Here is a 26,238-nt window from a genome sequence, read left to right on the forward strand (position 1 = left end):
GCCGTCCAAAAACGGCAGAGGGGAAAGCGGGTCTCAATCCTGTTCAATTCTGCGCAGAAAATCGCCGATGTGTTCAAAGGCTTCTTCGGCTTCCGGCAGAAAGTCCGGAAACATATGCCACACGTGCACCATCCCCGGCCAGGTTTTCAGCTCCACCGGTGATCCGGAGTCTTTTGCCTTGTTGGCATAGCGGCGGGCATTGTCCAGCAGCATTTCCGAGTCGCTGACATGAATCAGGGTGGGGGGCAGGTTTTCAAGGTTGCCCCGCAGCGGGGAAGCCTGGGGGCTTGATGGTGACAGGCGCATTCCGAAAAAGCTCAGCCACCAGAGCACCGGAAGCGGCACCCGCATCAGGCTGCCAAACGTAGGGCCAAGCAATGGATCCGACTTGACGTTCAGGCGGTTGCTGGGCGCTGTCAGGGTCAGGTCGGTGGACGGCGACAGGGCAATGGCGGCGTCTGCCTGGCGCAGGCCCTGGTCGCGAATCCAGGCGATCAGCACCAGGGCGTGGCTGCCGCCGGCGGAATCCCCTGCCACCACAACAAACTCCGCAGGCTCCGTGCTCTCCGGGCCGTGGTCCAGCATCCACTGATAGGCTTCCTGGCAGTCCCGCAGTCCTTCCCGGTAGCGGTGCTCCGGCAGCAGTCGGTAATCCACGGTAAATACAGCAGCATTGGCTACCTGCGACAGCCGATCGGTAATCGTGCGATGGCTAAGCGGGCTGCCGGCAACCCAGGCGCCGCCGTGAATGTAGAGGACACGCCGCCGGGTGTTCACTCCGGGCGCCAATACCCATTCGCCTTTCGGCGCATTGGCGCCGGGTGGCCGGAACTCCGACACGAATTCCCGCCCCTCGCTGAGGTTGTCCATATGCTTGCGCAGGGCCATGAGCCGCGCCTTCCCCCGCAACCCCCTGGCAGAACGGCTCATGTCCCTGATGGTTTCCAGCACCTGGTTGTGGCCGGGGCTGGGGGTATATTCCTGTTTCGGGAGGTCGTCCCGGTCCAGGTGTGCGAGGTTCTCGCCGCGAAGAACCAGCACCGTTATCAGGACAATCAGCAGCAGTAATGCCAGTACAAACCAGATCATGAATCAGCCTTTTGGCAATCGAAGTCTCGGGATACCGGAGTTTTCGCCTATTTGGCCGGCAATGTAAACATTTGAGCGTATTGCCAATCGGGACTTTACTTGCAGTATGGACAGGATCGGCGTTCAGCACATTGTGTATCAGATCATCCTGGTGACGGTGGTGGCCATCGTGGTTGGCACCGCTGCCTCGCTGGCTGCGATCGGCTTTGTGGAGGCGGTGCATTATCTGAATGACCGCCTGCTCATTTCACCCTATGCCCGTGTCCTGGCGGAAGACAGACCGGGGCTGGTGGCCGCCGCCACCCTGATTGTTCCCGCTGCTGGCGGCCTGATTGTTGGCCTTATGGTTCATTTCCTGGTTCGCGAAAAGCGCGGTCTGGCGCCTCCGGACGCCATTCTTGCGGCCCAGACCAGTGGCCCGGCCCCGGGATTCAGAAGCGGGGTCGCCTCAAGCCTTGCCGCTCTGGTCTCGCTCGGCAGCGGTGCTTCCGTGGGTCAGTATGGCCCGCTGGTGTATCTGGGTGCGATGTTCGGAAACCTGGCGGGGCGCCTGCGGCTTAACCTGCGTCACCAGCGCTCCATAGCCATCGCCTGCGGTGTAGCGGCGGCAATTTCCACGGCCTTCAACGCGCCGATTGCGGGGCTGGTGTTTGCTCATGAGGTCATCCTGCGTCACTACTCGTTGCGCGCTTTTGCGCCGGTCACGGTTGCAGCGGCGACGGGTTACATCATTGCCAATGTAATATTCAATCGTCCCGCGTTGTTCCTGGTGAGTTTCGACCGCGTGGAACACAGCTACGAGTTTGTTTTCTTTGCCCTGGAAGGGGTGTTGTGCGCCGGCCTGGCCTGGGTCTTCATGTTATTGCTGAGGTTCAGCACCAACATTGCCCGGCGTCACATTGCAGTGCTCTGGGTCCGGCCGGCTATTGCAGGGTTGATGGTGGGGCTGGTGGCCCTGTGGATACCAGAGGTGCTGGGCATCGGCCAGGAAACCCTACGCTTTGCCACCATCGAGGGGGCGTTCGGAATTGGCGAGCTGGGGCTGATCATTGTTGCCAAGCTGGTTTTGACGGCGCTGTGTGTGGGCTTTGGTTTTGTTGGCGGTGTCTTCAGCCCGGCCTTGCTGATCGGTATTCTTTTCGGTGCCTTTTATGGGCTGATGTTGCCCTACCTGGCACCGGTGCCCCTTTCCGGGCTCGAGGTATACGCGATCTGCGGCATGATGGCCCTGGCCAGTTCCGTCATTGGTGCGCCTCTGACCACCATCCTGATTGTGTTCGAGCTGACTCGCAGTTACGACCTGACCATTGCCGCAATGGTGGCTGTCGTCTTCGCCAACCTGATTTCTTACCGGGTGATCGGGCGCTCGCTGTTCGATCTGCAACTGCGCGAACGGGGGTTTGATCTTTCCCTTGGGCGCGACAAGGCCATTCTCGAAACCCACAGAATCGGTGATTATCTCTCCACCAATGTCACCGCTGTCAGTGAACGGGACACCGTCGGCGATGTTCGTCAGCGCCTGGTGGACGATCATCGGTCAGAAGCCATGGTCCTGAACCGGGACGGAAAACTGTTGGGGGTTGTCAGGTTGCAGGGCATTGTTAACAGCCACGCTGATACGCCGGTACTGGAAACGGCCATCCAGTCGTTCACCATCTTTGATGAGGACACCTCGGTATGGCAATCCATGGAAATGCTGCGGGGCTTTCTTGGCGAAGCGGTTCCCCTGGTGGACCGGCGCGGCCGGCTGAAGGGAGTGGTTCCGGAAGAGGCGGTGATACGGGCGTACCTGGAAATCGTGCATGACCTGCGAGAGGAAGAAAATGAAGCGGCGTAGCCTGGCAATTCGTGCATTGATGATCATCGGACTGCTGGCGCTGTCGGCTCTCTTGCAGGCGCAAGGCCAGAGCGAGCGGCCAGAGGTGCTCACGGTGGTCACCTGGGGCGGTGCCTATGAGGATAGCCAGCGACGCGCCTATTTCGAGCCCTTTACCGAGGCAACCGGCATAGAGATCGAAACGGTGCAGTACGACGGTGGTGTGAAGGTTCTGCGGGAGCACCTTGCCAGCGGTGATATCGAGTGGGATGTCATCGACATGATCCAGTCCGATGCCAGCACCGCCTGTGACGAGGGCCTGCTGGAACCCATCGATCCGCAGATATTGGCGCCGGCACCTGATGGCACGCCGCCACCGGAAGATTTCATGGAAGGCGCCATTCATCGGTGCTTTATCACCCAGATCGTGTTTTCGACCGTGATTGCCTTCGATAACAGGGCGTTTCCGGGGGTTAAGCCTGACAGTGTGGAAGACTTCTTTGACCTGGAGGCGTTTCCCGGTAAGCGAGCCCTCCGGAAATCACCGACAGGGCTATTGGAATGGGCGTTGTTATCGCTGGCGGTGCCGCGGGAGCAACTCTATGACCTGCTCAGCACCCGGCGCGGGCTTGAGCTGGCTTCCGGGCGCCTGGATGACATCCGCGAGGCCATTATCTGGTGGACCCGTGGCGACGAACCGGTGGAGCTCCTGACCAGCGGCCAGGCGGCCATGGCAACGGGTTACAATGGCCGTTTCTTTCATGCCAGAGCCATGGAGGGGGCGCCTATCTCGGTGATCTGGGACGGGCAACTGATCGGCTTCAACAGCTGGACCATTCTTCGTGGCACGGATCAGGCCGACCTGGCCGCGGAATTCATCGCCTTCGCTACCCGGGCGGAGAATATGGCGGCCCAGGCCAACCTGATCAGCTACGGGCCGGCCCGGAAATCAGCCCAGCGGAGGGTAGGGCTGCATACGGATACGGGCGTGCCCATGCGCCCCTACATGCCGACAGCGCCGTCCCATATGGAGTCGGCGGTTGTTCGCGACCATCACTGGTATTCGCAGACGGACGGGCTAAGAGAGCAATGGTTCCGCGAGTGGCTGGAACGCTGAAGGCGCAGTCAGGCCAGCTCGCAGGCCTCTGAAATAACCCGGTTGCGCCCGGCGGCCTTGGCCCGGTAGAGCATGGCATCAGCCCGGCCTATGGCGTCATCAATGCCCTGGCCGGGGATGTATTCGGCGATGCCGACAGTGACGGTAACCGGTATGCCGGCAATGGGCGCCCGCTCAATCGCCCGTCGACAACGCTGGGCGGCATGGCGTGCGCTACGAAGATCCACGCCGGGGGTCGCCACCAGGAATTCGTCACCTCCCCAGCGGGCGGCGAGATCTACCTCACGCACGGTCCCGGAGAGGATATTTGCGAACTCCCGTATCACCGAATCGCCGACTTCATGACCATAATCATCGTTGACGCCTTTGAATTCGTCGATATCAATAAGAATGATGGTCAGCGGGCGCTGGTAACGGTCCGTCAATGCGGCTTCGGCGGACAGGAACCGGTCAGCACCGCGTCGGTTTGACAAGCCACACAGCGGGTCGGTGTTGGCCCAGTGCTGCAGGGTTTCTGCCTTTGTAAAGGCGCCCCAGGTTCGCTCGCGTAGAAAGGTTCCGGCGCTGGTCAGTGCCAGCAGTACAGCCAGAAACAGGTGAATGCGCAGAAGGTAAACCCAGTTATGGCAGTAGTCCCCCGCTGCCAGGAAACAACCCAGGACTTCATGGGTTGCCAGAGCTCCCGAGAACAGGAAAGTGGCTGCCCCGGTAATCATGCCGCCGCGGTAACCAAGAGTGATGAATCCTCCGACAATCAGTATCCCCACCGCCCAGTAATGCCCGCCGGCCAATAACAGAAGGTGCTCGTTCAACGGGTCGCTGAAGGCAAAATGCCAGGCCAGGCGGCTGAGTATCATGGTGCCCACGGTGGCAACCAGGATGATTTCCATGGTTCTGAGAGAGCAGGCTCTGCGCCAAAGGGCGACACCAAGGCCGGCAAGAACCACGGCAAACGCCGGATAGCCTAAAGCAATGAAGGCGTCACCCCTTTCCCGAAATGCCCAACTGAGCAGGACGATGGCAAAGGTGAGGGTGAGTACACCCAGATAGATGCGCCGCCGGTAGGTCTCAAGACGGTTCAGTTCTGTCTGAATGGCGTGAAGGTCATTCCCCGGTGCTGAGTCCATAGCGTTTGTAAATCCGTTTTGTGGAATTCCTTGTGCTGTCTGCCTGAGTTCAAAAAGATTAGTACATGCACACTACAGATATTATCGCGCAATCTGCGTCCGAGTCCATGATTGCCAACCGGTCCCGTTGGACGGGATCATGGGGATGTTCCGATAAAGGGTAGACGATCGTCATGACAGAGATGTATCAGATACTCGCTGACACCGTTCTGATGATCCATGTGTTGGTAGTGGTCTTTGTTGTTCTGGGGCTGGTTCTGGTGCTGGCGGGGAATCGCCTGGGCTGGCGCTGGGTGAACAACCCCTGGTTCCGGTTCGCACATCTGGGTGCTATTGCGGTGGTGGTGGCGGAAGCCTGGTTGGGTGTTGTGTGCCCGCTGACCACACTGGAAATGTGGCTGCGGTCGAAAGCGGGTACAGACGCCTACGGCGGCAGTTTTATCGAGTACTGGCTGCAGCAGATTCTCTATTACGAAGCACCGGCCTGGGTATTCGTCACTGCCTACACACTGTTTGGCCTGCTGGTAGCGGCTGCCTGGTGGCGCTTTCCGCCACGGTCGGGAAAGCGGCGGTGAGGCGGGCGTTTGCTCAGGCGCGCTGCAGCTCACTCCCTTCCAGAATCTCCTGGATTTCCGTGGCTGAAAGTGTTTCTTTTGCCAGCACAGCTTCAGCCAGGGCTTCGAGCTGCTTTCGGTGGTCGGAAAGGAAGCTTACCGTGGCTTTCTCAAGCTCGATCAGCTTTGCCTGGACCTCAATGTCGATCAGTTCTGCCATGTGCTCACTGTATTCCCGGGGCTGGCCCATTTCCCGCCCCAGGAAAACATGCTCTTCACCAATTCCCAGCCCCAGCGGGCCGATTTTTTCACTCATGCCCCACTGGCCAAACATGCGCCTCAGGAGTTTGGTGGCTTCCTTGAGGTCATTCTGGGCGCCGGTGCTGACCTCCCCGTAAATCAGCTTCTCCGATGAGCGGCCCCCCAGCATGACCTTGATACGATCGGTCAGGTAGCTTTCGGTGTAGTTATAGCGGTCTTCTTTCGGCGTTTGCTCGGTCACACCCATTGCCATGCCGTGGGGGATGATGGTCACTCGCGTGAGTGGGTCGGCCTGGGGCATGAAGTAAGCCATGATGGCGTGTCCGCACTCGTGGTAGGCCACCACCTGCTTTTCTTCCCGGGTCAGTTCCGCGTCGCGTTCCTCCCCCAGCACAATCCGGTCGCGGGCGTGTTCAAAGCAGTCGTTATTGACCTTTTTCAGGTTCATCCTCGCGGCAGTCAGGGCGGCCTCGTTGACCAGGTTTTTCAGGTCGGCACCGGAAAAACCGATGGTGCGGGCGGCGATCTCCCCGAGCTCGACATCCTCGTCCAGCGGAACTTTCCTGACGTGGACGTCAAGAATGGCCTTGCGGGCTTCCTTGTGAGGCCGCTCCAACGTCACTTTGCGGTCAAAGCGGCCCGGTCGAAGCAGGGCGCTGTCGAGCACATCCGGGCGGTTGGTTGCGGCCAGAACAACGACGTTTTCATGGCCTTCAAAACCATCCATTTCTGTCAGGATCTGGTTGAGAGTCTGTTCACGTTCATCATGGCCGCCACCGAAACCGGCACCCCGGGAGCGGCCGATGGCATCCAGCTCATCAATAAAAATCAGTGCCGGCGCTTCTTTGCGGGCGGTATCGAACATGTCGCGAACCCGCGCTGCGCCGACGCCGACGAACATTTCGATAAACTCGGACGCGCTGATGCTGAAAAAGGGTACGTCGGCCTCCCCGGCGATGGCCTTTGCCAGCAGAGTCTTGCCGGTTCCTGGCGGGCCAACCAAAAGGATACCCGTGGGCATGTCCGCACCCAGTGCCTTGTATTTCTCGGGCGACGTCAGGAAATCAATGATTTCTGTGATGTCGCGCTTCGCGGATTCAATACCTGCCACATCAGACAGCCTGGTTTTGGAGAACTGTTTCTCTACCCTGCGTGCCTTGGAGCGGTTGAAGCCCAAAGCGCCACCACCTTGCATCATACGTCGCTGGGCGTAAGACCAGAACCAGAACATCAGCCCAAGGAACAGGAGCCAGGGCAATACGCTGGTCAGTACCTGTTGCCACGCCGGAGGTTCCGCCGGTTGGGCGCTGAGGGTGACGCCGTGAGATTCGAGCAATGGAAGCAGGTCCGGGTCTTCAAGCGGGGGGCGAACACTGTGAAAGCGGAGGGAAGCGCTGTTTCCGCCCCAAGCGCTGCCGCCTTCTTCTGTCAGCTGACCGTCAATATGGTCAGCCCGAAGCGTGACTTCTTCCACATGGTCGTTTGCGACGGCTTCCTTGAATTGCGAGTAGGGCAACTCGGTAACCGTTGGCCCTTGTGCCTCCTGGAGCCAGAAAAACATCAGAATGATTGCAGCACTGAGCCATAGGAATGAGTATTGAGCAGGTACTTGTGGTGTTTGCGGTTGCTCTGGCTGCTGGGGCTTTTGAGTCTGGGTCATGGTGTTCCGTCTGTATGGCTGTAAAATCTCCTGCCAATGGTGTTTTACACCGCGACTGGTCAGGTAGCAAGGGATAGAACCATGATTCCATTGGATCCGGAAAACTGGAGTCTGCTCCAAGGTATTATCGTTTTTTGCGTGTGTGCTGCGGTTATTGCCCTGGCAGGCACGCGTATAACCCGGATTGTGGACCAGCTGGCGGATCGCACCGGCATAGGCGAAGCTGCTGCAGGGGCGGTGCTGTTGGGTGCGTCCACGTCACTGGGTGGGTCCGTGCTTTCGGTGACGGCGGCCTGGAACGGCCATGCTGAACTGGCGGTGAGCAACGCCCTGGGCGGTATCGCGGTGCAGACGTTCTTCCTGGCAGTGGCGGATATGGTGTATCGCCGCGCCAATCTTGAGCATGCCGCGGCATCGGTTCCGAACATGATGCAGAACGGGCTGCTGATCTGCCTGCTGTCACTGATCCTCTTCGCACCCTACCTGCCGGAGTACACCATTGCCGGCGTTCATCCGGTAACGCCGGTCATGCTGGGTGTCTATATCTATGGTATCTACCTGGTACGTGGTGCAAACGAGTCACCCATGTGGCGGCCCTCCATTACCCGGGACACGCGGGAGGACGAGCCCGACGACGTGACCGTCATGCCGACGCTGTTCCGGCTCTCGGTCGAGTTTCTTTTGCTGATGGCAGTACTGGGTGTTGCCGGCTGGACACTGGAGCCGGCCGCAACGGTGATTGCGGCCAAAACCAACCTGACACAGACGGTTGTCGGGGTCATGTTGACGGCCATCAGTACCTCGATTCCCGAGTTGGTGACCTCCATTGCGGCAGTTCGACGCGGTGCGCTCACGCTTGCAGTCGGCGGCATCATCGGAGGCAATGCCTTCGACACCCTGTTTACGGCGGCCTCAGACATCGCCTACCGGGAAGGCTCGATTTACCATGCCATGCCGGAGGACTCGAAGTTCTGGGCGGTTCTGACCCTGCTGATGTCCGGGGTTCTGATGATGGGGCTGATTCGCCGTGAGCGCCACGGCATCGGCCAGATCGGGATGGAAAGCCTGGTTATTATGGTTCTCTATGTGCTGGGCGTGGTGTTGCTTCTGGCAGGCGGCTAGTCGAACCGCCTTGCCTGGCTGAAACGGTCACGCCAGTAATAACCGTTGAGCGACGAGTGGGTCACGCCAATCGATGTGGATGAGTGAATGAAACTGTCACCACCCATGTAGATTCCGGCATGCTGGTCCTTGCCCTTGATGCGGAAAAACACCAGGTCACCGGCCTTTAGCTGATCGCGCCCCACCACGTCTCCGGCTGCGAGCATCTGGGAGGTGGTGCGGGGTAACTGCCGCCCAAGGGCTTCGTCAAAGGCGGTCGCAATGAAGCCAGAACAGTCGAAGCCATTGGCGGAAGTGCCGCCGTAACGGTAGGGGGTACCCTCGTAGCGGTCGAAAACCTGCCATAACCGATCCGCCCTCGCCGAGTCACTGGCAGTGGGGGCTTCACCGGAAGGCTGCCAGGTGGTGGACGGAAGGTTCTGATTGCTGGCACAGCCAGCCAGGCTGAGTGCTACCAGAATGGTGAGAAGTGGAAGCATCGGGCGTCGATTCACTGGATGTACCTCAAACTGTTCAGCATTCGGTCACTTTAAAGGCCTCAGTGCTTCTTTGTCAGGTTAAAGTTTGCTTTGATTTGTGTTCCAGCAAACGCCACTTGACGGCCTGAGGCTGTTTCGCGAACTATGGGTGGACGCTTTCTGCACCGAGGTTGTGATGAGCCCTCCCTTCTCTGACAAGACCCAGCGCCTTTACGTAAGAAACGCCGCTATCAGCGATATTCCCGGCATCATTGCCCTGAGCCTGCGTGTTTATGAAGGAACCGGAATGTATGGCTACACCGCAGGCCCACTGACCGGGCAGATCAACACCTTTCCGGAAGGGCAGTTTGTCGCCATGCTCGGTGACCGAGTGGTGGGCTACTGCGCTACCTTCCGCATCGGTGAGGATGTGGCGCTTTCCCCCCATGACTGGACCGAGATTACCGGTAATGGCTACGCCTCACGGCACGACCCGGAAGGGGAGTGGCTGTACGGCATGGAGGTCTGTGTGGACCCGGACTGCCGTGGCTACCGGATTGGTGAACGCCTGTACAACGAGCGCAAGAACCTGTGCCAGTCTCTGGGACTACAGGGGGTGGTGTTTGCAGGCAGGTTGCCGACCCTGGCCAGGCGTCTGAAAAAGTTTGAGTCGGTAGAAGCCTACGTGGAGGCCATAAAAGCCAAGAAACAGCGCGATCCAGTGCTGTCGTTCCAGCTGCATAATGGCTTCGAAATCCATGGCATTATTCCCCACTACCTGGATGCCGACCATGCCTCCCTTGGTTACGGCATCCACCTGGTCTGGCGTAACCCGAAGGTGGTCCGCAGTGACGACAACGGCAAGCGTAAACGCTATGGCAGACGGGTGCCCGATACCGTGCGGATCGGCACCGTGCAATACCAGCAGCGCCGGGTGGCGTCGTTCGAGGAGTTCAGCGATATTGTCAGGTACTTTGTAGACGTGGTGTCCACCTACAAGGGCGACTTTGTGGTATTCCCGGAGCTGTTCACCCTGCAGTTGCTGTCCATCGAAAGCCGCGAAGGCACCCCTGCGGAAGCCATCGAGGCGGTAACGGAATACGCTGAGCCCTTCCGCAACTTGATGCGGGACCTGGCCCTGCGGCACAACATCAACATTATTGGCGGTTCCACCCCGGTAAAGGAAGAGGACGGCAGGGTTCGCAATGTCGCCTACGTGTTCCTGCGGGATGGCCAGGTGTTTTCCCAGCCCAAAATTCATCCCACACCGAACGAGGCCTATTGGTGGAATATCACCGGCGGCAACCGTGTTACCGCCATTGAAACCGATTGCGGGCCCATCGGCGTGCTGGTCTGTTATGACGCCGAATTCCCCGAACTGACCCGCCACCTGGTGGACCAGGGAATCCAGATACTGTTCGTACCCTTCTGTACCGACGAGCGCCAGAGCTACCTGAGGGTCCGCTATTGTTGCCAGGCCCGGGCGGTGGAAAACCAGCTGTTTGTGATCATGTCCGGCAATGTGGGCAACCTGCCCAATGTACCCAACATGGAGTTACAGTATGGCCAGAGCTGCATCCTGACACCCTGTGATTTCCCGTTTGCCCGCGACGGAATTGCCGCGGATACCACGCCTAACGTAGAGACGGTCGCTTTCGCTGACCTGCGGCCGGAAACACTGATTACCGCCCGCAACAGCGGTACGGTCAAGAACCTGAAGGATCGCCGGCATGACCTCTACACAGTGAACTGGCGCGGACAGTAATCCCGTCATGGCCCGCTCGATGAAGCTACGTCGATTTCTGCTCTGGTTGCTGGCGCTGCTTGTGCTGCTATCACTTGCCGGGGCCTGGTATGCCCGCGTCACCTGGGAGGAGTGGCAGCAATTAAACAGTATCCGCAACCTTGAATGGCAAGGGGTTGATGTATCGCTGGCCGGTGTTCAACTGGCGCGTTTTTCAGTAATCCAGATGCGGGATGGTCAGCCCTGGTCTGCCGTGGGTGAGGAACTGTCACTGGGTTGGAGCTGGCACTGGTATGGCCCGATGCCGGATGTGGTGCGTGTCGGGCGGTTAACGGTGGATATCCCGTCATGGCCCGGCCGCCGCGAGGAGGCAGCGTCCTCGGCGGCTCCCGGTGACCCTCTCCGCAATTTACCGGCCTGGCTGCCTGACAATATAGATATTGGCGAGCTTGTTCTCACGCTCCCGGATGGTATACGTGCCACCGGGGATCTCGCCGTCTCACGGCTCTCGGTGCCTGGGGAAAGGGAAGTTGTCACCCGTGCCATGAAGGTAGAGGCTCCGATTGCAGGGGTGACCCTGGAGGGCTGGGAGCTCCACGAGGGGCAGGCCAACCTGGTGTTTGCCGGCAAAGCCAACGAGCACTCCGCCACTCTGGACTTCATGGAAGAAACGTATCTTGAACTCGCCGGGCTTCATGCCCCGGACAACGCTGCACAACTGGACAAGGTCAGGGCCAGTCTGGCGGGCACAAAACTGACGACCGGGCATAGCCTGCAGCCAATGGCGCTGGAGAGTCTGGTTGTGTCGGGCCCTGCGGTAGCAACGGCAGCCGCTATTCGCCATCCGCAGTTGCTGCCGCAACCCTGGCGCCTTGACGGCCGGCTGACGGGTAGCCTTGAAGCCCTGAGTCTTGACGGCAGGCTCTCTTCAGGCGCTGGTACCAGTGCTGATATCGCCTTCAGCTTTCCGTTTGAGGGCTCGCCAGCCCTTGATGCCCAAATCACAGCCGCCGGCGCAAAAGGACACCGTACCCTGGCCGATACCTTTGCTGCCTGGCCGGAGGAGCTTGAGATTGGAGAGGGCAGCCTCGAGGCAAGCCTGGGGCTGCGCTTTCCATCCGCCGGCGTGCGGATGCAGGGAGAAATCAGCTTTGACGGCATTGGTGGCCTGTTCTCAAGAACGGCCTGGACCGGTCTTGATGGCAATGTGGTCATTGAATTTGCAGGAGACCAGCTGGATGCCCGCACGTCCGGTATAACGGTCGACACTGTCAATCCGGGCATTGCCCTGAGTAATATCCGGATTGCGGGTGGCTATCGCTCGACCACGGAACAGGTTGCAGCCGGTACCCTGGTGCTGGGCCGGGCCACTGCAGAGCTACTGGGAGGCAGCGTCCGGATTGAGCCGGGAGAGTGGCAGCTTGCAGAAAGGCCACTGCAGTTCCCCCTGGAACTCAGTGGCATTGAATTATCGCAGCTGATGCAGGTATATCCCGCGGAGGGGCTTGCCGGCAGCGGGATTCTTCGGGGCACAGTCCCGCTGCGGATCAGCGAGCAGGGTGTCAGTATCGATGCCGGAAAGGTTGAAGCGGTGGCCCCCGGTGGCACACTGAAGCTGCCGGCAGATCGGCTGAGAGGCATGGCACAGAACAACGAGGCCATGGCTCTGGTGGTGCAGGCGATGGATAACTTTAACTACACCGTCCTCAACAGCACGGTAGACTATGAGGAGGACGGTACGCTAGTGCTGGGGTTGCGCCTTGAAGGCAGCAGCCCCGAGGTGCGCGACGGACACCCGATCGTACTCAACATCAACCTGGAAGAAGATATTCCGGCGTTGCTGACCAGCCTGCAGCTCAGTGGCCGGGTCAATGAAGCGGTGACAGAGAAGGTGCGCAACCTGATGCAGAAACGGGATGCACAAGGCCAGTCGAACGGGTCGGGCAATTAATCAGGAGTGAGCTATATGGACAGATACACGCCGGGCAGTTTACCCGGGAAAAGTGGTAATACGCTGGTGATGCTGGCGCTTGCCCTCAGTGTGGCGGCCTGCACGCCCACGGTGCGGATGGAAGCACCGAAGGAGCCCATCACGGTGAATCTTAACGTCAAGATCCAGCATGAAATCTACGTGAAGGTGGATAAAGACGTGGATGAACTCTTCGGCGAGAAGGGGTTGTTCTGATGGTCAATTCTGAATCCAGGGAGTCACTCATGAAACGGTTTGTTCAACTCGGTGCATTGATCCTCGTGCTTTGCCTGGCCATGCCCGCATTCTCGATGGGGCTGGAGGAGGCCAAAAGCCAGTTGGATACGGCCAAGCAGCAGGGCCTGGTGGGAGAAACTCCAACCGGTTATCTGGAGGTGGTCAAGGCAGACGGCAATGCCCGCGGCATTGTCGACGCCATCAACAAGGCCCGGCGGACCGAGTACGCCCGTATTGCAGAAAAACACGATATTCCGGTCACCCAGGTAGAAACGGTGGCTGGCCAGAAAGCACTGGAAAAAACTCCGGCGGGGCAGTACATCCTGGTGGATGGCGAGTGGGTCAGAAAATAGATGGCTCGCTTCGAGGAAATTGGTACCGCAACCATTCCAGGCAATGGAACCCGGTTGCGGTTGCTGCAACGCAATGATGAATTCTCCATCAAAATAGCCGGCACAACCGGCGAGTTGATGAACAGCCGGTTACACGGCTCCGAAGATGCCCTGGCCACACTTGCCTGCGAGCGTATCGCCGGGCTATCCGGTCCACGCTTACTGATTGGCGGGCTGGGGATGGGATACACACTGGCCGCTGCACTGTCAGCCCTGCCGGATGATGCCCGGGTCACCGTGGCGGAACTGGTTCCGGAAGTTGAAGTGTGGAACCGGGGGCCATTGGGGGCTGCCGCCGGGTATCCGTTGAACGACGCCAGGGCCAGCGTCCACATCGGCGATGTGGCGGAACTGCTGCGAGAGGGCGATGGCAATTGGGATGCGATCCTGCTGGATGTCGACAACGGCCCCGAAGGGCTTACCCGCAAGGAAAATAACTGGATTTACTCCCCGGGCGGTATCGCTGCCGCCCAGAAATCCCTCAGCCCCGACGGTATCCTGGCCTACTGGTCTGCCGGGCCAGAGCACGCGTTTACCGAGAGGCTGCGCCGCGCGGGGCTTTCTGTGGAGCCTGTTACGGTGAGGGCTCTGCGGCCGGGTAAGGGCGCACGCCACGTCATCTGGCTGGCCTGGTAAGCAGCGTTATCCTGTACGATCCATTGCCGAATGGTCATTCGCAATACATGCACGCGGGTTGTATTTTTAGAAGTTAGAGGCAATGTTGTGTAGTAAGAGCCTCATTAATTTCTGAGATACTCAGGAGGTGTTTCATGCAATCCTCAATGAGTCTGACCGGCGAACAAGAAGGCCACAAGGTAGCTGCAGTTTTCGACACAGAGACTGAGGCAAAGGGTGCTGCCAAAGCCCTGTGTGAAGGAACAAGTCTGACGGATGACCAGGTAGCTGTTCTGAGCCCGCGTGACCGGCACACGGGCTCAGAGCTGGAACCTGAGGACCAGGGCATCTGGCACACGCTGGTACGTTCCCATGTCGGGTTGGGTGCCGGTGGTGCGGTGACGGGTTTTATCGTATTTCTCATACTGAGTGCCCTTGGCATCGGGTTCATAGCCCAGAACGCGGTGGTCGCCGCTTCAGTGCTTGCCGCCTTAGGGTTAATGCTGGGGCTGTTACTCGCGGGGGCGGTGACGATCCGTCCGGATCACACGCCTTACCTGATGAAGGCACAATCTGCATTAAGCAAAGGTAAGTACGTACTGACGGTTCACGCCTCAAGCACACAACAGCTGCAGGAAGCAAAGTCGCTTCTTGATGCCCGGAATGTTAAAACAGTGCAAAGCATCTGATTTAACAAGCCGGGATAGTGTCTATGGAAGATCTGAAGCGTTCGCGGGTAACCATTATTGCCGTCAGCGCCGTTGTTCTGTTTTTTCTTACCAACTACCTGGCGCGATTCCTGTTCGGGCTGACAGGCGTGTTGGTGTCGGTGGTTATCGCGGCATTGATCGCGGCTTATATCAGTTGGTCGGTGGCCCGGATATTGAAGCGGGTGCCGACCGGTGATGAGCGCGCGCGGGTGCTGTGGTCCTATGGAGGCTTTCTCGGTGCACTGTTTGTGGCCTGGGCGGCCTACGTCGGGTTGTCTTCCGGGCTGGATATGGCGGCGGTGATATTTCTGCTCAGCCACTATCTGCCGTACCCCGCACTTGCCCACCTCATGCTGTCTGACCGGATGGTGGGCAAGTTTGTGGGTGAGCCGGGCTAGTCTTCGCCTTCCTCGGCATCCCGGGCGCGCTCCTGACGCTCACGCTCTTCCTCTTTGGCGGCATCAATAACCGCCATAAGCTCGTCCACGTCCGCGCTTTCCGTGTCATGCTCGAAGCAACCGGTAAGCCGGCTGTCAGGGTGCAGGTCACCGGCCTCGTAAAGCGCCCAGATTTCTTTGCCGTAATCGGTATTCAGCAGGTCCGGTGCAAACTTGCCGAAATAGCGGCGCATGTTGTCCACGTCCCGCTCCAGCATCTGCTCGGCGCTGTTATTTCCGGACGCGTTAACCGCCTGGGGCAGGTCGATAATGACCGGGCCGGTGGTGTCCACCAGCACATTGAATTCTGAAAGGTCGCCGTGGATCAGCCCGACGCTGAGCATGCGCACCACGTCGGCAATGACCTTGCCGTGGTAGGCCCGTGCCTGCTCTGGCGTCAGTGTTACCTCCCCCAGCTGCGGTGCGGCCTTGCCTTCTCCATCGGCAATCATTTCCATCAACAGCACGCCATCCACAAACCCGAACGGTTGCGGCACACGCACACCGGCGCCGGCCAGCCGGTACAGGGCATCTACCTCGGCGTTCAGCCAGGCGTCTTCCTGTTCCTTCTGGCCGTACCGGGTTTTCTTGCCCATGGCACGGGCACGGCGAGTGTTACGAACCTTGCGGCCTTCCTGGTATTGCACGGCCTGCTTGAAGCTGCGCTTCTGCGCCTCTTTGTAGACCTTGGCGCAGCGCACACTGTCGCCACAGCGCACAACGAACACCTCGGCTTCCTTGCCACTCATCAACTGGTACAACACTTCGTCCACCATGCCATCATCGACAAGGGGCTGTAATCGTTTCGGTATCTTCATAGATCTGTCGGTTGCCTGGTTCGCCTGGCCGGCAAATCATTTTGGCCGGCATGTCTCCGCGTATACTACCTGAAATTGACGCCGGAACCCTCATGCCCGGAGTGATCTGTAAATGCTTCAGGTCCCGTAGCTAATCTGCAACACTGGGCAAAACCCCTGACGCAGGAGAAAGTCTATGAATAACGATCCGGTTATGCTGATTACTGGTGCCTCATCCGGGATTGGCGAGGCAACGGCACGCGCCGCGCAAAAGGCGGGTTATCGCCTGGTTCTGTCAGCCCGCTCTGAAGACAGGCTGAAGCAGCTGCAAACCGAACTCGGCGGCAGCGAGCGGGTAATGATCGCCCGCTGTGATGTTCAGAGCATGGACGACCAGCAGGCCATGGTCGACAACGCCATGGCGACGTTCGGGCAGATTGACGCGGTGTTTGTGAACGCAGGCCGCGGTGGTGAGCCCGGTGGTTTCAGTGGTGCAGATCATGAAGTCTGGAAAGACATGATCCTGACCAATATTTACGGGGCCGGGTTGACCGTTCAGTGCTGCCTGCCGGCGCTACGCAAAAGCCGTGGCCACCTGCTGCTGACCGGCTCTGCCGCTGGCCGGGTGACCATACCGGGCTCCATGTACAGTGCCACCAAATGGGCAGTGTCGGCGATCGGTTATGGCGTGAGAGAAGAACTGCGGGGCTCGGGCGTTCGTGTCACCCTCGTTGAACCGGGGATGGTGGATACACCGTTCTTTGACGAGAGCCCGGCGAACGCCCTCAAGCCGGACGATATCGCCCGGGCGGTCATGTATGCCGTAGCCCAGCCTGCGCATGTGGATGTCAATGAAATCCTGGTGCGGCCAACGCCGCCCGTGGAATAGGCCTACAGACGCAGTTCAGTGAGTTGCTTCGCTGGGCGGCTTCTGGTCGATGTTCCTGGACAGGATCTTGTCCGCATCCAGTGAGGCTATGGGTACCTGGATGTCGCGGGGGATGTCGCCGCTGAGTTGCAGCGCGAGGTAACGCATGGCACATACCCGCAGGAAAGAGGTGAAGTTGCCCAGATCGTGCCCTGCGTCGATGGATTCGTGGTAGAGCTTTGTGATCATCTGGGGCAGGTTCATGCCATCCCGGGCGGCGATTTCCGTGAGTGCATTCCAGAAGGCGTTCTCCATGCGAATGCTGGTGACCATGCCATCAATACGCAGGGAGTGGGTGCGGCTGACCCAGAGATCGGAATCCGCGTGGACGAAGAGTTTGCACATGGCGTTATCCTCATGAATCCGGGGCCGGTGTACCGGCCCCGTTCCTTCACTTGTCCAGCAGTTTGAAGAACTGTGCCAGCCATTGAGGGTGGGCCGGCCATGCCGGTGCTGTCACCAGATTACCATCGGTCACCGCGGCGTCAACGTCGATGGCGGCGAAGCGGCCCCCGGCCAGTTCCACTTCCGGCTGGCAGGCCGGGTAGGCGGAACACTCGCGGCCTTCAAGCACGCCTGCGGCTGCCAGTAGCTGAGCACCATGGCAGATGGCCGCCACCGGTTTGTCGGTCTCGAAGAAGTGGCGCACCAGCTTTTTCACGTCGTCGTTCAGGCGCAGATATTCCGGGGCGCGGCCACCGGGCACGACCAGAGCATCGTAATCGGCAGGGTTGAGGCCGGCAAAGTCCGCATTCAGGGCAAACCGGTGGCCAGGCTTTTCGGAGTATGTCTGGTCGCCTTCAAAATCGTGGATGGCCGTGGCCACGGTGTCTCCCGACTTCTTGTCCGGACAGACTGCATGGACCGTGTGGCCCACGGCCTGAAGTGCCTGGAAAGGCACCATGGTTTCGTAATCCTCGGTGAAATCACCGGTAATCATCAGTATCTTTTTACCGCTCATACCCTTCTCCTTGTGCTTGTTAATGGTAGCCTGTTCACATTACCAAGGGCCGGGCGACAGCGGGTATTAGGGGAATACTACAGTGTTATGTTATAACACCTGGCTGTGCCGATCCTTTCATTTACCGACACGGGCAATCTATGACTTCACCAATACCCACCAATCTGGTGCTCGGCTTTCTGGGCGTGGGTAAAACCACTGCCATACTGGACCTGCTGAAGAAAAAACCGGACGGGGAAGTGTGGGCCGTGCTGGTGAATGAATTCGGTGAAGTGGGAATTGATGGCGCCCTGCTGGAAACAGAAGGCGCTTTCGTGCGCGAGATTCCGGGCGGCTGCATGTGCTGTGTGGCGGGTCTGCCTATGCAGATTGGTCTTAATCAGTTGATTCATAAAGCCAGGCCGGACCGATTGCTGATCGAGCCCACCGGGCTTGGGCATCCTTCCCAGATTATTGAAACCCTGACGGGGGAGCATTACCAGGACGTATTGAATCTGGGGCCGGTGCTTTGCCTGGTGGACCCGAGACGGCTGGAGGAACCCAGGGTTCTGGACAATGTGCAGTTCCAGGATCAGGTTGCCGCCGCAGATATTGTCGTGGCCAACAAGACCGACCTGTGCCGGCCGGATCAGATTGCTCACTTTGATGACTGGGTGGCCAGCCTGCAGCCGGCGAAAACCGCCGTGTTCCATACCCGGCAGGGCTGGATGGATATCGGCTGGCTTGATGGCAGAACCGCTCTGGCAGAGGTGGGTTCGCCCCACGCTCACCACCACCATGATTCAACGGAGCCCGAGCCTGTTCCGGATATCCGGGATGAACCCTGGCAGCGGGTCAGTAACCAGGGCCAGGGCCACTTCAGCCTGGGCTGGCGGGTACATCCGGCGACCGTTTTTTCCGAAACGGCCTTGCTGGCATTATCCATGGATAGCCGCTTTGTTCGGTTCAAGGCAGTGGCTCATACCAGCGAGGGCTGGCGGACCATCAACATGGCAGACGGAGCATTGTCGGTGTCCGAATGTGAGCCCAGGGAGCTGTCCCGCATCGAGGTCATCAGCGAACAGGAACTGGATGTGGACGAGTTTGACACCGGCTTGCGGGAATCCATCGAGCAAACGGAACCGTCATGCTGAAAATTTCCAACACGGTTGAACTGGGTGACTGGGAAATTGAGCTTACCCAGATCCGCGCCCAGGGGGCCGGGGGGCAGAACGTCAACAAGGTGGCATCTGCTGTCCACCTGCGGTTCGACATCCTCAACTCCAGCCTGCCGCCCTTCTACAAGGAGCGGCTGATGGCGCTCTCTGACCAGCGCATCAGCAAGGAAGGCATCATTGTTATCAAGGCGCAGAAATACCGCACCCTGGAGCTTAACAAGGAAGACGCTCTTGAACGCCTGAAGGAACTGATTCAGGAAGCGGTAAAGCTGCAGAAAGCACGCCGGCCCACTCGCCCCACCAAGGGCTCACAACGCCGGCGTGTTGATAAAAAAACCAAAAAAGGCAAAACCAAGGCGCTGAGGGGCAAGGTTCAGGTGTGATTCCGGCCTTTCAGCCCGAGACGCTCGGCTTCTTCTCTTCGGCGGAGGTTCAGGTCCCGGGTTGCAGCACCGATCAGGAATACAAATCCGGTTAATTCGGTTATTACGCCATAGTTGACAAACAGGGCGTACAGCACAAGTACCGAACCGATAAGGGCGAGGGCAGCTGGCGTGACTGAACGGTGGCGCCGGAAGCCGGCAGCAATAAAGACCATGGCGAGGATTGTGAACAGCCCGATGGTTCCGGCCCACAGGCCCGGGTTGAGTGCCATGCCAAGCCCCAGGGCCGTGACCATGCCCACTGCAGCGAGGGCGCCATAGCAACTGAGCAGAGCCAGTACCAAAGCGGCCACACCAAGAAAACCCCGGCGGTGGAGGTCCCCCAGCAAGCGTTCGGGATGACCGCGCCTCAGCCACTTCTGCCACCAGCGGGGTGCCTGGCCAGCCCTTTCTGCCGTCAACTCGATCGAATGGGCACCAAAGCTTTCCGCTATTTCGCGGGTTTGCAGGCTGGGGCTATGGGCGAAGTAATCCAGTCGACGCAGAATGCGGACGTTGTCAAACCCTTCATCACCCAGCATTGCTAACAGACTGTCTTCCACGGTGGCGCCCACCACGCACTCTACCCACAGGCGGGGATCGGAATCGCAGTTGACGTTGACCGGCCTGTTAATGACGACATCGGCCAGTTGCAGCCGCCCACCGGGTCGCAACACCCGGAACATTTCCCGGATGGCCTGGCGTTTATCCGGCACCAGGTTCAGGGCACCGTTGCTGGTGATGCTGTCAATGCTTTCGTCCGCCAAGGGCAGGTGTTCCGCGGATGCCTGGATCACTTCTACATTGGGGTACCGGTCGCCGGCGTGACACCTGAGTTTGCGTGTCATGGCAGCGGTCAGGTCCAGAGCAATCACCTGTCCCTCCGTGCCTACCTTTGAAGCGGCAATCAGGGAGTCGTTACCTGCTCCGGCGCCTATGTCCAGCGTTGTGTCCCCGGGTTTCATGGCGTGTGCGGTGAAAGGATTGCCGACACCGGCGAAAGACTCTGCAACACCGTCGGGCAACGGGTCTGCATCGCCGGCGGCATAGCCCAGAAAACGAAGTGCCTCCCGGCCAACGGGAAAGTGGAAGTGGGTATCGGGCCTGTCCGCCACAGCGGTGTACATATCCTGGACCGCCTCGGTGATTTGCTGTGGTGAGTATCCGAGAATGGCAACCATGGGGTGTCCTCCCGACAGGTTATGCCGTGTCAGAATTGCTCTATCATTTCCCGGATCCGTCGGCGCAGCCTTTCCGGCGCTACCTGCTGGCCGCTGCCGGCAATCCGTTCCCTGAGTTTGCGCTCAAATTCCGCCCGGCTGAAGCAGTCATGACATCGTTCCAGGTGCCGTTCTATTTCGGCACTGGTGTCACCGTCCATTTCCCGGTGCAGATAGTCGAAAAGGCGCTCAACAACCTCCTCGCAGGAAATCCGGGACTCCTTCATGCATCACCTCCGCTGTTTCCTGGTGGCTGCCCGCCGCATTTCGCCAGCCCGGCATCACGGCCCTGCTGCCAAAGCGACTGCTGCAGAAGACCGCGAGCCCGGCACAGTCGGGAACGTATGGTGCCCAGCGGGAGGCCGAGCAGGCGGGCTGCCTCTTCGTAGCTGTATCCCTCCACCTCGACCAGCACGGTTACAACCCGATAGGTATCTGGCAGGTCATCGATGGCACGCTGGATGTCCTCCTGCAGGAGTGAATTGATAAATTCCTTTTCGGGTGTACCCCACCACAGCAGAAAGGGTTGGTGCAGCTTCTCGAACAGGGAAAACCGGTGATCACTACTCTCCGGTTCGAGTTCTACCTCCCTGTTCTGCCGACACTGCCGACGTCGCCAGTGGGATATGAACGTGTGATGGAGAATCCTGAACAGCCAGCCTTCCATGTGGGCGGGGTCGTCGAGCTGGTCCAGCTTGTGCCAGGCGTTCGAGATTGCTTCCGCCATCACATCCTCCGCATCGTCCGGGTTCCTTGCCAGGCGCAGAGCAGTGCCGTACAGGCGGTCCATCAGATGAATGACCTGTTGTTCGAACTGGTCTCTGCGTTCCTGTTGGCTGGCCACGGGAACCTTGTGCCGGGTGCTGGTTGCCATGTGTTCTCCCATTTTTGCCGCAAGGACGCGCCGGGCGACGAAATGGTTCCCGTCGGCGCCCATTGCCGGTACCGGGAACAAATCCGGTTGCGACTGCGTCCTTGCGGCCGACCGGGACAGTTCCCGGCCCACAACAACACCACTACTAAGGAGGATAGAACCCATGGCAGGCAACACAAACATTCGTTCTAACGGTAAACCCGGAATCAGTTCCCGATGCCTGGCACTGATGACAATGTTGATCGTATTTCCCCTCGCATTGGCCGCGACGCCGTACCAGGGTGAGGGGTACACGATGGTGACACCATCGGATCTGGAGTGGGGGCCAGTGGGCTCCATGGCGCCGGGTGCGAAGATCTCGGTTATTGAAGGGAATCTTGCCGAGGAAAAGCCATTTACCATACGCCTGCGGTTGCCAGCGGACTATGTGATAGCGCCGCACATACACCCCGCCTATGAGCGGGTGACAGTGCTGTCGGGCACCTTCCATTTTGCTCATGGCGAGGAGGTTGACCGTAACAAGGCAACGGCCCTGCCTGAAGGCAGTGTCGCCATCATGTCACCCGGTGACCCGATGTTCGGTTACACGGAGGAAGAGGTCGTCATTCAGTTGCACGGTACCGGTCCCTGGGGTATCGAATACCTCGACCCGGAAGACGACCCCCGCAAATGACTCAGTGGCGCCGGCTACCGGCGCCACGTCACTACTCGTCCACGACTGTTTCAAAGCCACCGAAAATCAGTCGCTTGCCATCAAACGGCATCGGGTTCACATTAGGCTGGATGCGGGGGTCCTCCATGACTTTCGGCATGCCTCTGTTCCTGGCCTCGCGGGAGGGCCAGAGGATCCAGGAGAAGACCACCGTCTCATCCGGCTTGCACTGCACGGCCATGGGGAAGGACGTGACCTCACCATCGGGGACATCATCGCCCCAGCATTCCACCAGTTTCAGGGCACCGTGATCCTTGAAAACCGCGGCCGCATCGCTGGCGTGCTTGATGTACTTTTCCTTGTTGGCGGTTGGCACCGCTGCTACAAATCCGTCGACATACGTCATCGGGCATCTCCTTGTCTCAGTCTTTCGGGGGCAGTTCGCGCACCGGTCTGACTTCAATGCTGCCGAAGCGCGCGGGCGGAATCCTGCTGGCCAGTTGCAGGGCCTCATTGAGGTCGTTGGCCTCCAGCAGGTAGAAGCCGGCCAGTTGTTCCTTGGTTTCGGCAAAAGGGCCATCTGAAATCAGCACTTCGTCGTCCCTTACCCTCACAGTTGTTGCCGTCTCGATTGGCTGCAGTGGTTGACCCGTCACGTAGTTGCCCTGGTCGGTGAGTCTCTCGACCCCGGCAATACACTCCTGGTTGAGGTCGTGCCACTCCTTTTCACTCATGCTGTTGATAATGCTTTCCTGGTAGTAAACCAGTGCTACGTATTTCATGTTTTCAGCCTGTCTTTCCGGGTGTGTATCAGTAAGTCGTTCACGGCGCCGTCGGATCGACAATCACGGAACCTTTTTTTATCCGGCGCTCTCCAGTTGCGCGAGCCTCTGGTTCAGGAAGCGCTGCTCCGGGCCCTGTTGGGTGAGGGCGAGTGCCCGTTGGTAGGCTGTTCGTGCCGACGATAAATCCCCTGACCGGCGATAGAGGTCGGCACGGGCGGCATGGAACAGGTAATAGTTCTGGATTGCCTTGTGGCTGGCAAGCTGGTCGATGAGCTTCAGGCCTTCTTCGGGCGTGTCCCGCATGGCAACCGCCACTGCGCGGTTCAGGGCGATGACCGGGGAGGGCACTTCACGGTAGAGTACCTCGTAAAGTCTTGCGATGCGTGCCCAGTCGGTGTCGTCGGTGCCGCTGGCCTGGGCATGAGCGGCGGCAATCGAGGCCTGGAGGGTATAAGGGGCTGTGGGAGTCAGTTGCAGGGCCCGTGTCAATGATGCCAGCCCCGAACGGATCTGCTCGCGGTCCCAGAGGTTCCGGTTCTGTTCTTCCAGGGTAATCAGATCGCCATTGGCATCCTGCCGGGCATTGCGGCGTGAATCATGAAGCAGCATCAGCGCCAGCAGGCCAAAGACTTCACCTTCCGGCAACAGCTCAGCCAGCAGGCTGGCCAGACGGATCGCCTCGCTGGCCAGGCTGACGTTAACGATCGTATCGCCCGTACTGGAAGAATAACCTTCATTGAATATCAGGTAGATGACTTTCAGAACACTCTGGAGCCGTTCGGGGAGTTCCCGGCGTTCCGGTACCTCGTAGGGAATATTGGCTTCCCGTATCTTGCGTTTGGCGCGGACGATCCGCTGTGCCGTAGTGGCGGGTTTTTGCAGCAGGGCGCTGGCCACCTGTTCTGTGGTCAGGCCGCATACCTCGCGCAGGGTCAGCGCCAGTTGTGCCTCGATGGCCAGGCCGGGATGGCAGCAGGTGAAGATCAGCCGCAGCAGGTCATCATCAATGCGGTCGGTTTCCGGCCCGTAGGTGACGGGCTCGTCCTCGGCAAGGCGCGACAGGTTATGCCTGGCAGTCTGGCGACGGCGGATATGGTCAATGCCCCGCCGATGCCCGGCGGTTATGAGCCAGGCAGACGGGTTTTCAGGGATACCCTGTTCCGGCCACTGGTTGAGAGCAGCGGTGAAGGCTTCCTGCGTGGCCTCTTCTGCCAGGTCGAAGTCGCCGAGCAGGCGTATGAGGGTGGCCTGCACCCTGCGGGAGTGCTGCTGGTAGAGTTCGTTGATACGCCTGGCTGTGCTCATTGTCGCTACACCTGTTCCCTTGCGGCGAGTGATCCGGCTATTTTGATAACAATAATCATTGATTTATTGTGTAATCAAGTGAATGCAATGCAAGAAATGCGACGAATAGATGGAGAGCGCTATGACTGCACCAGAAGACCAGCTCCGCGTGTTCTACGATGGCGCCTGTCCAAGCTGCGTCAAGGATCGCAAGCTCTACGAGCGACTGGCGGGCAGGACCGGCGAATCGGTAGAGTGGGTTGATATCACCGGCCGTGACGACGAGCTGAAGCAGCGCGGCATTGAGCCGGAGGCCGCGCTCCAGGAGCTGCATGTTGAAGACAGCCGGGGCAACATCCATCGCGAACTGGACGCCTATATTCTGCTGATGTCGCGGGTGTGGCTGCTGAAACCACTCGCCTGGCTGATCGGTTTGCCGGTGATCCGGCCGGCGCTGGCGAAGCTCTACCATAAATGGGTAGGAGAACGGCTGGAGAAAACCGGCCGTATGCCGAAGTAACCGGGCGCAGGTCGACGGATGGCCGCATTCAGGCTAGGGTTCAGTTAAGGATTTCCCTGAACCTGCGGAGCCTGCCAATGCAAATAGCCTATCGTGCCCGTGACCTGGCGGAAGCCCATATTGTCGCCGGGCTGTTGCAATCAAGGGGTATCGAGACCCACGTTGGTGGGCACTATCTACAGGGTGCCATGGGTGAGATTGGTGCCGCAGGGTTCACCAATGTCCACGTTGAAGATGAAGACTACCTGCAGGCCCGCACGCTGGTCGCCGAATACGAGTCTGCTGCACCCCCGGAGACCCCTTCGGAACAGGTTGAAGACCGGGCCAATCGCTACGCCACCTGGTTTTTGTTGTTCCTGGCGGTGGTGATGGTGATCCTGTTCGGTGCGTTGTAGATCCGTTTCCTGTGCAGGTTGGCTCTCCGGACTCATGCCCGGAGAGCTCGGGCCATCAGTGGCCGTAAACCCGCATGGATGTGTTGCGGATGGACAGGTCGTCCAGTGCCACCGATCCGATCGACGTTCCGCCAACCAGGACCTGGCCGATAGACATGTCGGCTTCGAAGGTATTGATGTCGATAGCCAGGCTGTCGACGCCGGCCGCATTGGCATCCTTGTAGATATCCATGTCCACAAGGGTAAACAGCGGCAGTAAGGACGGGTTGTCCGGGTCGTAACCGGCGCCGGTGATGCGCATGTCACGAATGCCCATGGCCAGGAACGGCACGTCAAGTTCCAGTTCGTCAATGGCGAAACGGGTGGTCAGATTGAGGGTGTCCGTGTCGGTATCCACGGTTGCCTGGGCCTGGAGAATGAGACCCTCGGCGGAAAAATTATCCGCCAGCAAGGTGTTTTCGCCACCGTTGCCTCGCAGCTCCCAGGCGCCGGTGCGGACAGCAAAGTCTACCGGCCGCGCGGTAATCGGGAATACATTGATAATGGCATCGCCGTCATCGGCAATATCAAAATCAATCTTGATGTTGTCGATCAGGTCGGTGCTGCTGGTGCCAAAAATGGCATCCCGCCCTGCTGTGAACTCCTCGAACATGTCGAGGCGACCGGCACCGCCAACGAAGATGTCGCTGATGCCCAGCGTACCTTCATCGGTGTAAGTGAACTCGTCCATGGTGACCCGGGTTTCCAGTTCAATGGTGACACCGGCCTGACCGGTAATCTGACCCATGTCGGAGTCATGCAGTGGTTTGAGTTCGGCATACCCGCATATGGGCAGGCCGGCTATGGCTAACACTAACGCTGATTTCTTCAGGCTTGTCATTGTTATCATCCTTCCTGGTGTTGTTATTGTTACAAACCGGGAGGCCCATTCAGGG

At 59.1% G+C, this 26,238-nt stretch carries 31 protein-coding genes; 17 read left to right on the forward strand and 14 right to left on the reverse strand.

Going from position 1 to position 26,238, the window contains the following annotated elements:
* Positions 1 to 33: 33 nt before the first annotated feature.
* Positions 34 to 1,089, reverse strand: a complete 1,056-nt coding sequence (locus QPL94_RS14650; RefSeq protein ID WP_285358367.1) for an alpha/beta hydrolase — start codon at positions 1,087 to 1,089, stop codon at positions 34 to 36.
* Between the two features lie 106 nt (positions 1,090 to 1,195).
* On the opposite strand from QPL94_RS14650, the gene QPL94_RS14655 reads away from it, so the two are divergent.
* Positions 1,196 to 2,926 (forward strand): chloride channel protein, encoded by a 1,731-nt coding sequence (locus tag QPL94_RS14655; RefSeq protein ID WP_285358368.1) that lies wholly within the window; start codon positions 1,196 to 1,198, stop codon positions 2,924 to 2,926.
* Positions 2,913 to 4,022, forward strand: coding sequence for an ABC transporter substrate-binding protein (locus tag QPL94_RS14660; protein WP_285358371.1), 1,110 nt, complete (start codon positions 2,913 to 2,915; stop codon positions 4,020 to 4,022). Before QPL94_RS14655 ends, QPL94_RS14660 begins: the two co-directional genes overlap by 14 nt.
* 8 nt (positions 4,023 to 4,030) lie before the next feature.
* On the opposite strand, the gene QPL94_RS14665 is transcribed toward QPL94_RS14660, so the two are convergent.
* Complete coding sequence (locus QPL94_RS14665; RefSeq protein WP_285358372.1) at positions 4,031 to 5,149, reverse strand: GGDEF domain-containing protein; 1,119 nt, start codon at positions 5,147 to 5,149, stop codon at positions 4,031 to 4,033.
* A gap of 173 nt (positions 5,150 to 5,322) precedes the next feature.
* Here QPL94_RS14665 and QPL94_RS14670 point away from each other — a divergent pair, with 173 nt between their 5' ends.
* Positions 5,323 to 5,724, forward strand: coding sequence for a DUF2784 domain-containing protein (locus QPL94_RS14670; RefSeq protein ID WP_285358374.1), 402 nt, complete (start codon positions 5,323 to 5,325; stop codon positions 5,722 to 5,724).
* 13 nt (positions 5,725 to 5,737) lie between these two features.
* Here QPL94_RS14670 and ftsH read toward each other — a convergent pair whose 3' ends face one another.
* Positions 5,738 to 7,624: an ATP-dependent zinc metalloprotease FtsH gene (gene ftsH, locus QPL94_RS14675; protein ID WP_285358375.1), complete on the reverse strand. Its 1,887-nt coding sequence runs from the start codon at positions 7,622 to 7,624 to the stop codon at positions 5,738 to 5,740.
* Between the two features lie 81 nt (positions 7,625 to 7,705).
* On the opposite strand from ftsH, the gene QPL94_RS14680 reads away from it, so the two are divergent.
* Positions 7,706 to 8,746: a sodium:calcium antiporter gene (locus QPL94_RS14680; RefSeq protein WP_285358377.1), complete on the forward strand. Its 1,041-nt coding sequence runs from the start codon at positions 7,706 to 7,708 to the stop codon at positions 8,744 to 8,746.
* Here QPL94_RS14680 and QPL94_RS14685 read toward each other — a convergent pair.
* Positions 8,743 to 9,225 carry a C40 family peptidase gene (locus QPL94_RS14685; protein ID WP_285358378.1) on the reverse strand — a complete coding sequence of 161 codons (483 nt, stop codon included), beginning with the start codon at positions 9,223 to 9,225 and terminating at the stop codon, positions 8,743 to 8,745. The genes QPL94_RS14680 and QPL94_RS14685 overlap by 4 nt on opposite strands.
* Positions 9,226 to 9,400: 175 nt before the next feature.
* Between QPL94_RS14685 and QPL94_RS14690 the strand changes: the two genes are divergently transcribed.
* The 7 genes from QPL94_RS14690 to QPL94_RS14720 all read left to right on the forward strand — a co-directional run bounded on the left by QPL94_RS14690 (position 9,401) and on the right by QPL94_RS14720 (position 15,269).
* On the forward strand, positions 9,401 to 10,969 hold the full coding sequence (locus QPL94_RS14690; protein ID WP_285358379.1) for a bifunctional GNAT family N-acetyltransferase/carbon-nitrogen hydrolase family protein: 1,569 nt from the start codon (positions 9,401 to 9,403) through the stop codon (positions 10,967 to 10,969).
* Positions 10,970 to 10,976: 7 nt separating this feature from the next.
* Positions 10,977 to 12,899, forward strand: coding sequence for an intermembrane phospholipid transport YdbH family protein (locus tag QPL94_RS14695; protein ID WP_285358380.1), 1,923 nt, complete (start codon positions 10,977 to 10,979; stop codon positions 12,897 to 12,899).
* A 15-nt stretch (positions 12,900 to 12,914) separates the two neighbouring features.
* Positions 12,915 to 13,133, forward strand: a complete 219-nt coding sequence (locus QPL94_RS14700) for a YnbE family lipoprotein (RefSeq protein ID WP_285358381.1) — start codon at positions 12,915 to 12,917, stop codon at positions 13,131 to 13,133.
* Between the two features lie 29 nt (positions 13,134 to 13,162).
* Positions 13,163 to 13,507 carry a YdbL family probable chaperone protein gene (locus QPL94_RS14705; RefSeq protein WP_285358382.1) on the forward strand — a complete coding sequence of 115 codons (345 nt, stop codon included), beginning with the start codon at positions 13,163 to 13,165 and terminating at the stop codon, positions 13,505 to 13,507.
* Positions 13,508 to 14,182, forward strand: a complete 675-nt coding sequence (locus tag QPL94_RS14710; RefSeq protein WP_285358383.1) for a spermidine synthase — start codon at positions 13,508 to 13,510, stop codon at positions 14,180 to 14,182. It abuts the gene before it with no gap.
* A gap of 134 nt (positions 14,183 to 14,316) precedes the next feature.
* Entirely contained in the window at positions 14,317 to 14,850 is a 534-nt protein-coding gene (locus QPL94_RS14715) for a hypothetical protein (protein WP_285358384.1), read from the forward strand.
* 23 nt (positions 14,851 to 14,873) lie between these two features.
* Positions 14,874 to 15,269 carry a hypothetical protein gene (locus tag QPL94_RS14720; protein WP_137437693.1) on the forward strand — a complete coding sequence of 132 codons (396 nt, stop codon included), beginning with the start codon at positions 14,874 to 14,876 and terminating at the stop codon, positions 15,267 to 15,269.
* On the opposite strand, the gene QPL94_RS14725 is transcribed toward QPL94_RS14720, so the two are convergent.
* Positions 15,266 to 16,126 carry a PA4780 family RIO1-like protein kinase gene (locus QPL94_RS14725; protein WP_285358386.1) on the reverse strand — a complete coding sequence of 287 codons (861 nt, stop codon included), beginning with the start codon at positions 16,124 to 16,126 and terminating at the stop codon, positions 15,266 to 15,268. The two genes, QPL94_RS14720 and QPL94_RS14725, sit on opposite strands and share 4 nt — an antisense overlap.
* A gap of 175 nt (positions 16,127 to 16,301) precedes the next feature.
* On the opposite strand from QPL94_RS14725, the gene QPL94_RS14730 reads away from it, so the two are divergent.
* Positions 16,302 to 16,994: an SDR family oxidoreductase gene (locus QPL94_RS14730; protein ID WP_285358388.1), complete on the forward strand. Its 693-nt coding sequence runs from the start codon at positions 16,302 to 16,304 to the stop codon at positions 16,992 to 16,994.
* A gap of 15 nt (positions 16,995 to 17,009) precedes the next feature.
* On the opposite strand, the gene QPL94_RS14735 is transcribed toward QPL94_RS14730, so the two are convergent.
* Together QPL94_RS14735 and QPL94_RS14740 are read right to left on the reverse strand one after the other, a co-directional pair.
* Positions 17,010 to 17,378 (reverse strand): ribbon-helix-helix domain-containing protein, encoded by a 369-nt coding sequence (locus QPL94_RS14735; RefSeq protein ID WP_285358390.1) that lies wholly within the window; start codon positions 17,376 to 17,378, stop codon positions 17,010 to 17,012.
* Positions 17,379 to 17,424: 46 nt separating this feature from the next.
* On the reverse strand, positions 17,425 to 17,994 hold the full coding sequence (locus QPL94_RS14740; protein ID WP_137437697.1) for a DJ-1/PfpI family protein: 570 nt from the start codon (positions 17,992 to 17,994) through the stop codon (positions 17,425 to 17,427).
* A gap of 140 nt (positions 17,995 to 18,134) precedes the next feature.
* Between QPL94_RS14740 and QPL94_RS14745 the strand changes: the two genes are divergently transcribed.
* Together QPL94_RS14745 and arfB are read left to right on the forward strand one after the other, a co-directional pair.
* Positions 18,135 to 19,127, forward strand: coding sequence for a CobW family GTP-binding protein (locus tag QPL94_RS14745; protein ID WP_285358393.1), 993 nt, complete (start codon positions 18,135 to 18,137; stop codon positions 19,125 to 19,127).
* Positions 19,121 to 19,534, forward strand: a complete 414-nt coding sequence (gene arfB, locus QPL94_RS14750) for an alternative ribosome rescue aminoacyl-tRNA hydrolase ArfB (protein WP_285358394.1) — start codon at positions 19,121 to 19,123, stop codon at positions 19,532 to 19,534. Before QPL94_RS14745 ends, arfB begins: the two co-directional genes overlap by 7 nt.
* On the opposite strand, the gene QPL94_RS14755 is transcribed toward arfB, so the two are convergent.
* The 3 genes from QPL94_RS14755 to QPL94_RS14765 are packed head-to-tail and all read right to left on the reverse strand — an operon-like array spanning position 19,525 to position 21,667.
* Positions 19,525 to 20,754 (reverse strand): MerC family mercury resistance protein, encoded by a 1,230-nt coding sequence (locus QPL94_RS14755; RefSeq protein WP_285358395.1) that lies wholly within the window; start codon positions 20,752 to 20,754, stop codon positions 19,525 to 19,527. The two genes, arfB and QPL94_RS14755, sit on opposite strands and share 10 nt — an antisense overlap.
* A 29-nt stretch (positions 20,755 to 20,783) precedes the next feature.
* Positions 20,784 to 21,020, reverse strand: coding sequence for an anti-sigma factor family protein (locus QPL94_RS14760; RefSeq protein ID WP_285358396.1), 237 nt, complete (start codon positions 21,018 to 21,020; stop codon positions 20,784 to 20,786).
* The gene (locus QPL94_RS14765) at positions 21,017 to 21,667 is read right to left on the reverse strand and encodes an RNA polymerase sigma factor (RefSeq protein WP_285358397.1); all 651 of its coding nucleotides are present in this window, start codon (positions 21,665 to 21,667) and stop codon (positions 21,017 to 21,019) included. The genes QPL94_RS14760 and QPL94_RS14765 overlap by 4 nt, the downstream gene beginning before the upstream one ends.
* Before the next feature lie 163 nt (positions 21,668 to 21,830).
* On the opposite strand from QPL94_RS14765, the gene QPL94_RS14770 reads away from it, so the two are divergent.
* On the forward strand, positions 21,831 to 22,340 hold the full coding sequence (locus QPL94_RS14770) for a cupin domain-containing protein (RefSeq protein WP_285358399.1): 510 nt from the start codon (positions 21,831 to 21,833) through the stop codon (positions 22,338 to 22,340).
* Between the two features lie 31 nt (positions 22,341 to 22,371).
* Here the strand turns inward: QPL94_RS14770 and QPL94_RS14775 are convergent, their stop codons facing one another.
* From QPL94_RS14775 to QPL94_RS14785, 3 genes are all read right to left on the reverse strand, one after another.
* The gene (locus QPL94_RS14775; protein WP_285358400.1) at positions 22,372 to 22,725 is read right to left on the reverse strand and encodes a DUF1428 domain-containing protein; all 354 of its coding nucleotides are present in this window, start codon (positions 22,723 to 22,725) and stop codon (positions 22,372 to 22,374) included.
* A gap of 16 nt (positions 22,726 to 22,741) precedes the next feature.
* On the reverse strand, positions 22,742 to 23,101 hold the full coding sequence (locus QPL94_RS14780; protein WP_285358401.1) for a YciI family protein: 360 nt from the start codon (positions 23,099 to 23,101) through the stop codon (positions 22,742 to 22,744).
* Between the two features lie 78 nt (positions 23,102 to 23,179).
* Entirely contained in the window at positions 23,180 to 24,409 is a 1,230-nt protein-coding gene (locus tag QPL94_RS14785) for an RNA polymerase sigma factor (protein ID WP_285358403.1), read from the reverse strand.
* Between the two features lie 121 nt (positions 24,410 to 24,530).
* On the opposite strand from QPL94_RS14785, the gene QPL94_RS14790 reads away from it, so the two are divergent.
* Together QPL94_RS14790 and QPL94_RS14795 are read left to right on the forward strand one after the other, a co-directional pair.
* Positions 24,531 to 24,908 (forward strand): thiol-disulfide oxidoreductase DCC family protein, encoded by a 378-nt coding sequence (locus QPL94_RS14790; protein WP_285358405.1) that lies wholly within the window; start codon positions 24,531 to 24,533, stop codon positions 24,906 to 24,908.
* Between the two features lie 77 nt (positions 24,909 to 24,985).
* A complete protein-coding gene (locus tag QPL94_RS14795; protein WP_137437701.1) occupies positions 24,986 to 25,303 on the forward strand; it encodes a putative signal transducing protein in 318 nt (105 codons plus the stop codon).
* A 55-nt stretch (positions 25,304 to 25,358) separates the two neighbouring features.
* Here QPL94_RS14795 and QPL94_RS14800 read toward each other — a convergent pair whose 3' ends face one another.
* A complete protein-coding gene (locus QPL94_RS14800) occupies positions 25,359 to 26,183 on the reverse strand; it encodes a DUF6160 family protein (protein WP_285358407.1) in 825 nt (274 codons plus the stop codon).
* Between the last annotated feature and the right edge of the window lie 55 nt (positions 26,184 to 26,238).

It is taken from the genome of Marinobacter sp. SS13-12, from assembly GCF_030227115.1.
In the GTDB taxonomy this organism is placed as follows: Bacteria; Pseudomonadota; Gammaproteobacteria; order Pseudomonadales; family Oleiphilaceae; genus Marinobacter.

Bases quoted from the DNA above. Each gene is read 5' to 3' on its own strand.
- QPL94_RS14740 (WP_137437697.1), bottom strand. From the start codon at position 17,994: ATGAGCGGTAAAAAGATACTGATGATTACCGGTGATTTCACCGAGGAT.
- ftsH (WP_285358375.1), bottom strand. From the start codon at position 7,624: ATGACCCAGACTCAAAAGCCCCAGCAGCCAGAGCAACCGCAAACACCA.
- QPL94_RS14780 (WP_285358401.1), bottom strand. From the start codon at position 23,101: ATGAAATACGTAGCACTGGTTTACTACCAGGAAAGCATTATCAACAGC.
- QPL94_RS14660 (WP_285358371.1), top strand. From the start codon at position 2,913: ATGAAGCGGCGTAGCCTGGCAATTCGTGCATTGATGATCATCGGACTG.
- QPL94_RS14775 (WP_285358400.1), bottom strand. From the start codon at position 22,725: ATGACGTATGTCGACGGATTTGTAGCAGCGGTGCCAACCGCCAACAAG.
- QPL94_RS14800 (WP_285358407.1), bottom strand. From the start codon at position 26,183: ATGACAAGCCTGAAGAAATCAGCGTTAGTGTTAGCCATAGCCGGCCTG.
- QPL94_RS14650 (WP_285358367.1), bottom strand. From the start codon at position 1,089: ATGATCTGGTTTGTACTGGCATTACTGCTGCTGATTGTCCTGATAACG.
- QPL94_RS14735 (WP_285358390.1), bottom strand. From the start codon at position 17,378: ATGTGCAAACTCTTCGTCCACGCGGATTCCGATCTCTGGGTCAGCCGC.
- QPL94_RS14720 (WP_137437693.1), top strand. From the start codon at position 14,874: ATGGAAGATCTGAAGCGTTCGCGGGTAACCATTATTGCCGTCAGCGCC.
- QPL94_RS14685 (WP_285358378.1), bottom strand. From the start codon at position 9,225: ATGCTTCCACTTCTCACCATTCTGGTAGCACTCAGCCTGGCTGGCTGT.
- QPL94_RS14725 (WP_285358386.1), bottom strand. From the start codon at position 16,126: ATGAAGATACCGAAACGATTACAGCCCCTTGTCGATGATGGCATGGTG.
- QPL94_RS14755 (WP_285358395.1), bottom strand. From the start codon at position 20,754: ATGGTTGCCATTCTCGGATACTCACCACAGCAAATCACCGAGGCGGTC.
- QPL94_RS14690 (WP_285358379.1), top strand. From the start codon at position 9,401: ATGAGCCCTCCCTTCTCTGACAAGACCCAGCGCCTTTACGTAAGAAAC.
- QPL94_RS14670 (WP_285358374.1), top strand. From the start codon at position 5,323: ATGACAGAGATGTATCAGATACTCGCTGACACCGTTCTGATGATCCAT.
- arfB (WP_285358394.1), top strand. From the start codon at position 19,121: ATGCTGAAAATTTCCAACACGGTTGAACTGGGTGACTGGGAAATTGAG.
- QPL94_RS14680 (WP_285358377.1), top strand. From the start codon at position 7,706: ATGATTCCATTGGATCCGGAAAACTGGAGTCTGCTCCAAGGTATTATC.
- QPL94_RS14715 (WP_285358384.1), top strand. From the start codon at position 14,317: ATGCAATCCTCAATGAGTCTGACCGGCGAACAAGAAGGCCACAAGGTA.
- QPL94_RS14710 (WP_285358383.1), top strand. From the start codon at position 13,508: ATGGCTCGCTTCGAGGAAATTGGTACCGCAACCATTCCAGGCAATGGA.
- QPL94_RS14770 (WP_285358399.1), top strand. From the start codon at position 21,831: ATGGCAGGCAACACAAACATTCGTTCTAACGGTAAACCCGGAATCAGT.
- QPL94_RS14655 (WP_285358368.1), top strand. From the start codon at position 1,196: ATGGACAGGATCGGCGTTCAGCACATTGTGTATCAGATCATCCTGGTG.
- QPL94_RS14790 (WP_285358405.1), top strand. From the start codon at position 24,531: ATGACTGCACCAGAAGACCAGCTCCGCGTGTTCTACGATGGCGCCTGT.
- QPL94_RS14765 (WP_285358397.1), bottom strand. From the start codon at position 21,667: ATGGCAACCAGCACCCGGCACAAGGTTCCCGTGGCCAGCCAACAGGAA.
- QPL94_RS14760 (WP_285358396.1), bottom strand. From the start codon at position 21,020: ATGAAGGAGTCCCGGATTTCCTGCGAGGAGGTTGTTGAGCGCCTTTTC.
- QPL94_RS14695 (WP_285358380.1), top strand. From the start codon at position 10,977: ATGGCCCGCTCGATGAAGCTACGTCGATTTCTGCTCTGGTTGCTGGCG.
- QPL94_RS14700 (WP_285358381.1), top strand. From the start codon at position 12,915: ATGGACAGATACACGCCGGGCAGTTTACCCGGGAAAAGTGGTAATACG.
- QPL94_RS14785 (WP_285358403.1), bottom strand. From the start codon at position 24,409: ATGAGCACAGCCAGGCGTATCAACGAACTCTACCAGCAGCACTCCCGC.
- QPL94_RS14795 (WP_137437701.1), top strand. From the start codon at position 24,986: ATGCAAATAGCCTATCGTGCCCGTGACCTGGCGGAAGCCCATATTGTC.
- QPL94_RS14745 (WP_285358393.1), top strand. From the start codon at position 18,135: ATGACTTCACCAATACCCACCAATCTGGTGCTCGGCTTTCTGGGCGTG.
- QPL94_RS14705 (WP_285358382.1), top strand. From the start codon at position 13,163: ATGAAACGGTTTGTTCAACTCGGTGCATTGATCCTCGTGCTTTGCCTG.
- QPL94_RS14730 (WP_285358388.1), top strand. From the start codon at position 16,302: ATGAATAACGATCCGGTTATGCTGATTACTGGTGCCTCATCCGGGATT.
- QPL94_RS14665 (WP_285358372.1), bottom strand. From the start codon at position 5,149: ATGGACTCAGCACCGGGGAATGACCTTCACGCCATTCAGACAGAACTG.